7 protein-coding genes and 1 pseudogene are annotated in these 5,045 nt (G+C 38.0%); 6 read left to right on the top strand and 2 right to left on the bottom strand.

Annotated elements, in window-relative coordinates; translation table 11 throughout:
• Positions 1-86 precede the first annotated feature (86 nt).
• The 5 genes and pseudogenes from rodA (at position 87) to FJR05_RS05360 (ending at position 3,599) form a co-directional block, all read left to right on the top strand.
• Complete coding sequence (gene rodA / locus FJR05_RS05380) at positions 87-1,400, top strand: rod shape-determining protein RodA (RefSeq protein ID WP_168643175.1); 1,314 nt, start codon at positions 87-89, stop codon at positions 1,398-1,400.
• Between the two features lie 177 nt (positions 1,401-1,577).
• On the top strand, positions 1,578-1,772 hold the full coding sequence (locus FJR05_RS05375) for an NAD(P)H dehydrogenase subunit NdhS (protein ID WP_027402660.1): 195 nt from the start codon (positions 1,578-1,580) through the stop codon (positions 1,770-1,772).
• A gap of 160 nt (positions 1,773-1,932) precedes the next feature.
• Complete coding sequence (locus tag FJR05_RS05370; RefSeq protein ID WP_168643173.1) at positions 1,933-2,589, top strand: hypothetical protein; 657 nt, start codon at positions 1,933-1,935, stop codon at positions 2,587-2,589.
• Positions 2,589-2,778: pseudogene (locus tag FJR05_RS26655) on the top strand (site-specific integrase); the annotation flags it as partial. The gene FJR05_RS05370 and the pseudogene FJR05_RS26655, both read left to right, overlap by 1 nt.
• 95 nt (positions 2,779-2,873) lie before the next feature.
• Positions 2,874-3,599: a phosphopantetheine-binding protein gene (locus tag FJR05_RS05360; protein ID WP_217385525.1), complete on the top strand. Its 726-nt coding sequence runs from the start codon at positions 2,874-2,876 to the stop codon at positions 3,597-3,599.
• Positions 3,600-3,762: 163 nt separating this feature from the next.
• On the opposite strand, the gene FJR05_RS05355 is transcribed toward FJR05_RS05360, so the two are convergent.
• The gene (locus FJR05_RS05355; RefSeq protein ID WP_168643172.1) at positions 3,763-4,131 is read right to left on the bottom strand and encodes a hypothetical protein; all 369 of its coding nucleotides are present in this window, start codon (positions 4,129-4,131) and stop codon (positions 3,763-3,765) included.
• A gap of 23 nt (positions 4,132-4,154) precedes the next feature.
• Positions 4,155-4,538 carry a papain fold toxin domain-containing protein gene (locus FJR05_RS05350; protein WP_168643171.1) on the bottom strand — a complete coding sequence of 128 codons (384 nt, stop codon included), beginning with the start codon at positions 4,536-4,538 and terminating at the stop codon, positions 4,155-4,157.
• A gap of 288 nt (positions 4,539-4,826) precedes the next feature.
• On the opposite strand from FJR05_RS05350, the gene FJR05_RS05345 reads away from it, so the two are divergent.
• Entirely contained in the window at positions 4,827-4,994 is a 168-nt protein-coding gene (locus FJR05_RS05345; protein ID WP_168643170.1) for a hypothetical protein, read from the top strand.
• The last annotated feature ends 51 nt before the right edge of the window (positions 4,995-5,045 follow it).

Raw genomic sequence — 5,045 nt, 5'->3', positions numbered from 1 at the left:
CTGACGAGGTTGCTGAGGATTCCTTGGGCATAGGCATAAATATTCCCCTACTCCCCTACTCCCCTGCCCAACTTCCACCTCACACAATGTTATTAAAACCGTCGTTCCCGAAAATGCGTTGGCAATCCTGGCTTAAACCCTGGCAACAAATGGATGGGCTACTATTTCTTCTCCCCGTTGCTGTTAGTATGTTCGGGGGGCTAATGATTCTGAGTACAGAATTAAAGCAACCTGTAACTGACTGGTGGTGGCACTGGCTGATAGCTGCTATTGGTTCAACTATTGCCTTATTTTTAGCTCGTTGCCGTTATGAAAACTTAATGCAGTGGCATTGGTTTACTTATGGGCTAACGAACTTTAGTTTAATAATTGTCATGATTGCCGGTACTAGTGCCAAAGGCGCACAGCGTTGGATTAGTATTGCCGGTTTTAATGTCCAACCCTCAGAATTTGCCAAAATAGGGCTAATCATTACCTTAGCTGCGTTGTTACATAGACAGACTGCTTCTACTCTTGAGAGTGTTTTTCGTGTCTTGGCAATTACTGCTGTACCTTGGGCATTGGTATTTTTACAGCCAGACTTGGCAACATCACTGGTATTTGGGTCAATATTTTTAGGAATGCTGTACTGGGCAAATGCTAACCCCTGCTGGTTAATACTCATGATTTCCCCGGTCATAGCAGCAATTCTATTTAGTATATCTTGGCCACTATCAACACCCATAGTTTTATCTAAGGAAATATCATTGAGTATATTGGGTTTACTATGGGCAGTAGCGATGGGGATAGTTGGTTGGGTTAGTCTCCCCTGGAAGCGGTTTGGTATTGGTGCTATTGGATCATTATGTCTTAATCTGCTCGGTGGTGAATTAGGCATTTTTGCCTGGAATCATGTGTTAAAGGAGTATCAAAAAAACCGACTTAGTGTATTTATTAACCCTGAACATGATCCTCTTGGTGCTGGTTATCACCTGATTCAATCTCGCATTGCTATTGGCGCTGGTGAAGTTTGGGGTTGGGGTTTGTTTAAAGGTCCCATGACTCAACTCAATTTCGTTCCTGAACAGCACACAGATTTTATTTTCTCGGCTGTTGCTGAAGAATTTGGTCTTGTAGGTTGCTTGATTTTACTATCAGTTTTTTGCGTGATTTGCTTTCGTTTACTTCACGTAGCTCAAACAGCCAAAGATAACTTCGGTTCACTTTTAGCTATAGGTGTTTTGTCTATGATTGTGTTTCAACTGATTGTGAATGTGGGGATGACAGTTGGTTTAGCACCAGTAGCGGGGATTCCCTTACCTTGGATGAGTTATGGACGTTCGGCGATGCTGACTAACTTTATTGCGATCGGTATAGTAGAATCTGTAGCTAATTATCGTCAACGGCAAAAGTATTATTAAAGAGGAGTCAGAGGAGCAGAGGGGCAGAGGGGTAGGAGTTCAGGAAGAAAGAAGGAAGAGGAAGAAAGAAGATAATTTTCTCCCCTGCTCCCCTGCTCCCCCCTATTCCCTGTTCCCTGTTCCCTGTTCCCTAATAAGCATTAAGCTATTAATAGGAAACTATTGAAGGTAAATATGATGATCCTGCCTGGAGCAACTGTTCGCGTCAAAAATCCCGCAGATACATATTATCGGTCTGAAGGACTTGTCCAACGAGTGAGTGATGGTAAAGTAGCTGTATTATTTGAAGGTGGTAATTGGGATAAAATAATTACTTTCCGCTTAACAGAATTAGAACCTGTTGAAACTACAGTTCCGAAAAAAGGGAAATAGTAATTTAGTCATTAGTCAGTGGTTATTAGTTATTTACTAAGATTATTGACTAATGGCAGTTTTAAAAAAATTATGCAACTACTGTAAATAATGCAACATAATTAATTACATAAATTATTTTACTGTTCCCTATTCCCTGTTCCCTATTCCTTAATTGCTTATGCGTCTACCTTTACCACAGTTTGCTATTGAAAATCGCCATTCTCATCACTTTGCAGAGATAATTGAAACCACAACTACGGAATTTTTGGCTCAATGTTTAGAACCAGAAGACTTGAGTTTTCCACCCATGCCACCTTTTGGGAGTTGGGTTTGCGCTGTGGATGAAGAATCTGGTAATCAAGTTTATGCTGTAGTTTATCATGCGACAACTATGCCTATTGATTCTGTACATCGGGCAGTTGCATTGGGATTATCTTTGGAAGCTTTGCGTGAGGAACAACCCCAGATATTTTCTATGCTTAAAACTGAATTTCGCGCCGCAATTGTGGGATTTAAGGAAAAGTCTGTAAATATAGGTACTAATGGCAAAGTATATCAATACTTGCCACCCCGTCCGCCACAAATTCACCAAGCTGTTAATCACTGTCAGGCAGAAGAAATTATTCAGTTTACAGAAGAATTAGATTTTTTACGAACATTACTTTTTATTAGTGGTGCGCCTGTAGATTCTTTAGCTGCTGCCGCTATTCGAGGAGTATATCAGTTACGAAAAACTGATCGAGAATGGTTGATTAAAGCTGGAAGACATCTGAGTATGTTACTCAAAGATGATTATGACAGGTTGCGCTATATTTTAAGTCAAATTCATCCTTAATATTTGATTTACACAATCCCAAATCATTAAAGATTTGAGAAAAAAAAGGTGGCAAAAATTGCATCTGTACAAAATATTAATTGGATGCCCAGAGATATATCCAGATGGTTTAGAAAAGTGGGAATTGATTTTCAACCTTATGATTTACGTCATGGTTGTGCAATTCGAGCGCATCTTCAGGGAATACCGTCAAGGTTAAAATACCTACAATCCAGGATAATTTGTAATTATTTCAACTTGTTCTTGATATTATGGGTATCGGTAAAACTACAGGAGATTAGCTGATGAGTGGATCTGATAAAAGTTACGAATTACAAATCCTGAAGATGATGGTCAACAAGCATTTAGACGAAAGCACATTATTTAATAAGCAAAATATTAGTGAATCTGAGACTAAGCGTGACCAATTTGTGTGGGATATAGCAACAAAAATTTATCAGCAAAGTGGACATAAGGTGGAACTTAGTGTAGTAAGAGATATAGTTGATTCTCGAATTAGGGCTATAAAGAATCAACTTGCCGAAGAAGCCCGTCGTATTGCAGAACAAAAAGCTCAAGAAGCATCTGAAGAAGCCCGTCGTATTGCTGAAGCCGAAAAAGCTCGTAATATTACTGAGTCAGATCCCCAATTTCTTTCCAAAGTGACTGATGCACTAGGCAAGTTCGGAGGTGATGAGCGCAAAGCAAAAGTTTTTGTTAGAGTTCGGGAACTAATTAGTGAACAGTTATGTGTAGAAGAGAGAGAAGTAACTTTAGACAGCCATCTATCGAACCATCTGGGTGCAGATGAATCTGATTTAATTGGACTTGTGATGGTACTAGAAGAAGAGTTTGACATCGAGATTCCTGACGAGGTTGCTGAGGATTCCTTGGGCATAGGCATAAATATCTCTTCTGGTGGTTCATGGTGGAGTTCATCAAGTTCATCTCCCTCTTCATTTAGCTATGATGCAGGTGAGCAATGTATAGTCAGAAATTTTGTAGAACTAATATGTGAAAAACTCAAATAAGTGCGATCGCCAATCCTCTAGCGTGCGTTAATGGAATCTCAATAATTTCACTGTTAAACATCTTTGAGAAAAGCGATCGCACAAAATCCATTTTTTTGTGATTGTTTAACTGTGATTAACTGCGACAGAAACAACCAAGCACAGTAAGATTCAGTATTATTATTCAGGCAGCTTTTTGAGAATTTTTAGAGGATGGTTCAGCCAGAATTGGTTCAATATCTTGGCTTTTGTCTCTTTGGATAAATTCATCTAGTAATTGAAAAAAGTAATCAAATGCAGCTTTTTCATCAATACAGGTGAGTAAAATAATTTTATCCCAAGCATTAACAGTATGAATAGATAAGCGGGTTTGTAACCAAGGTTGAAAGTTTTTATAAAAATCACTTTCATTTTCGGTATTAGTAATACCTAATTCAGAACGAGAAAAGCGATATCCCAAGATAAACATCCGTAAATTACTGATAGATGCTGTTCCCAAATATAAACCGGGTTTGGTTTTAATTTTTGCTATTAAGTTGAATAATGCACTCATTGAGTTAACTCCATTAAAAATTTTCAAAATTCTTCTATTACTTCTATTTTAAACTCATTGGATAGAGAAGTAAAATCTTGAATCCACTCATCTGGGTATAGTCCTTGTCGGGAAAGGTTGTCGAAAATTTTGCCAAAAACTTCAACACCGTAATGAACGCCATTTTCCGTAATAGTTTCAAAGCAACCTTGTTTTTCTAGGCGAACGCTCAAAATAAAGTCTTCATTGTCGTATATCGTCGAAAGTCGCCAAAGTTTACCAGGAATTTTACGTTGTTTTAGCCACTGTTTGAGTGTCTTGGCACATTCTTGGCAATGAAGTAATGGAAATCGAATAACAAGATTACCAATTGCTTGATGAATTTCGGCAATGTCTAAATCATCTGGTAAATTTTTCAGAAACAGCACCTCCTAAAAAATGTTGACTATTGATTAGAGGAATTAACTCAGCGATTGACATGGTTTAAACTCCCAGATATCCAAGAATACTTTGATCATACGCGATCGCCAATCCTGTAGGGTGCGTTAATGAAATATAGCGCACCATCAAATATATACGCATCAATGTAACGCACCCTAATTTATACATAAAAATTGGTATAAAAAAAATCTTTAAAAAAATCTCAAATTTGATAAATCCATTTTGGCTTGAGCTTTGTATATCTAATGAAAGCCAAAATAAATCACATCAAAATCATGAAAAAGCTTACAACCCTTTCCTTATTAGGTATCGCCGGTTTAGTTAGTATGATTGGGATTACTCATAGCGTTAATGCTGGTATTTTCTCCCAAAATACTCAAGCTAACACAATCATGGCTCAACCTAAAGAAATGATGGGTAAACAAGGAGAAATATCATTGTAACTGTTCACACTCCCCCACTAAAAAGGAATTAGGAAGTAACAGGGATAGGAG

Source organism: Dolichospermum sp. UHCC 0259, assembly GCF_009711935.1.
GTDB lineage: Bacteria > Cyanobacteriota > Cyanobacteriia > Cyanobacteriales > Nostocaceae > Dolichospermum.
The sequence above is the reverse complement of the archived record's forward strand: the minus strand, read 5'-3'. Positions and strand labels throughout refer to the sequence as shown.

What these genes read in the sequence shown, in the direction of transcription:
- FJR05_RS05375 (WP_027402660.1), top strand. Translation starts at nt 1,578, where the DNA reads ATGATCCTGCCTGGAGCAACTGTTCGCGTCAAAAATCCCGCAGATACA.
- FJR05_RS05355 (WP_168643172.1), bottom strand. Translation starts at nt 4,131, where the DNA reads ATGAGTGCATTATTCAACTTAATAGCAAAAATTAAAACCAAACCCGGT.
- rodA (WP_168643175.1), top strand. Translation starts at nt 87, where the DNA reads ATGTTATTAAAACCGTCGTTCCCGAAAATGCGTTGGCAATCCTGGCTT.
- FJR05_RS05360 (WP_217385525.1), top strand. Translation starts at nt 2,874, where the DNA reads ATGAGTGGATCTGATAAAAGTTACGAATTACAAATCCTGAAGATGATG.
- FJR05_RS05345 (WP_168643170.1), top strand. Translation starts at nt 4,827, where the DNA reads ATGAAAAAGCTTACAACCCTTTCCTTATTAGGTATCGCCGGTTTAGTT.
- FJR05_RS05370 (WP_168643173.1), top strand. Translation starts at nt 1,933, where the DNA reads ATGCGTCTACCTTTACCACAGTTTGCTATTGAAAATCGCCATTCTCAT.